Origin of the sequence: uncultured Campylobacter sp. (assembly GCF_938030815.1) — a bacterium.
GTDB lineage: Bacteria > Campylobacterota > Campylobacteria > Campylobacterales > Campylobacteraceae > Campylobacter_B.
The window spans coordinates 1-1,567 of sequence record NZ_CALHII010000181.1 but is presented as its reverse complement, the minus strand read 5'-3'; the positions used below and the strand labels follow the sequence as shown (position 1 = coordinate 1,567).

General features: G+C 43.1%; 1 protein-coding gene. It reads right to left on the bottom strand.

All coding sequences use genetic code 11. The features are described 5' to 3' along the window. Positions 1 to 174: 174 nt before the first annotated feature. The coding region (locus Q0277_RS06920) for a Gfo/Idh/MocA family oxidoreductase (RefSeq protein WP_297996780.1) at positions 175 to 1,567 on the bottom strand (1,393 nt) is incomplete at its 5' end.

Below are 1,567 nucleotides of genomic sequence, written 5' to 3'. Positions count from 1 at the left end.
ACTGATATTTTTCGATATATTTGATATTTTCTGTTTCGTTATTCAAGAGCAGGTTGTAGAAGTCGTAAAATTCTCTATTTAACTTTCTAACCCTATATGGTATAATGGCATAAAGCCTTCTTGCAAATGCCTCTAAAATATAGTTTGATTTAATAATTTTTTTTATACTACCAATCATATTAAAAATGAAATCTCCGTCGTCTGCACCATATCCCAAAGCTCTATCGGCCAGCCTTTTTTGCTTCCCTTTAGAGCCCCAAATAGCGCCTCAAGCTCTTCAAGCTGCCCTTTTTGACTCATGCTCGTTGAAATTTCTTTCAGCCCCACTCCATATCCTTTTAGGCTTTTATAATCGTCCAAAACGATGCTCTTGCCGTCGAAGTGAACCTCCATAAATTCCTTGCTTAGCTCCTTACTGCCGTTTGCAAAATATTCGATATTTGCCACCGAGCCGTCTTTGTATTTTAAGACGATGGATTTGTTATCCTCGGCGCTATATTTTTCATTACTCGGCGTGATCGCCTGTGAAAATATACTCTCTATCTCGCTGCCCGTTAGCGCCGTCATCAGATCTATTATGTGGCACGCTTCGCCCACCATCCTGCCGCCGTTTTCATGCACCCAGTGATCCATCGGTATGTAGCCTGCGTTCATTCTATATCTAATTATCATAGGATTTATTCTAGCGCCCGTGTGCTTTTTTATCTCCTGCGCATAGGCGCTAAATCGCCTGTTAAATCCTACGAATAAAACGGGCTTGTCGCCATCTCCTTCGTAAAATTTCTTTATCTTTTCCAGCTCGTCTTTGTTTGTTGCAAGCGGCTTTTCTACAAATACGTTTTTGCCCGCTTCAAGCGCCTTTAAAGTAAGCTCCGCATGGCTATCGTGCCTTGTGGAGATGATCACAAGATCGACATTTTTATCATTTAAAATATCGTCTAAATTTGAAGTAGCGTAATTCGCTCCGTATTGCTGCGCCACGGCCTTTGCTTTATGTCCGCTCCGGTTCATGATCGCGTAAATTTTATACTTGTCTGTAAGCTTTGAGATATTAGGCAGGTGCATTCCTGTGGCAAATCCGCCGACTCCGACGAATGCGACGTTTATCACATCCCTGTTTACTGGCGCGGAGCTTATGATGATTTTTTTATCGTGATTTAGATAGCTATCAAGCTCGGCCAAATTTGCCTCGCCGTAGTCAAGCAAAACCATGAGCGGCTTATTCTGCGAAGTCTGTAGCGACTCAAACGCCTCCGTTACCTGCTCGATAGGATATTTTGCGTCTATGAGCCTATCCAGCTTTATCAAATTTTCATTTACCAGCCTTAGATACTCGCTCATATTTCGGTTTTCGGTCCATCTGACGTAACTAAACGGATAATCAAGCCCTCCCTCTTCGTAGCTCTTGTCGTAGCGACCGGGGCCATAGGATGTGGAGATGAGAAAATCAAGCTCCTTTTTATACATATCCTCTCTATTGATCTGCATGCCGGCAACACCTACAAGCACCACTCTGCCCTTTTTCTTGCACATCTGAAAGCTTTGCGATAGCGGCTCACTGCTGCTC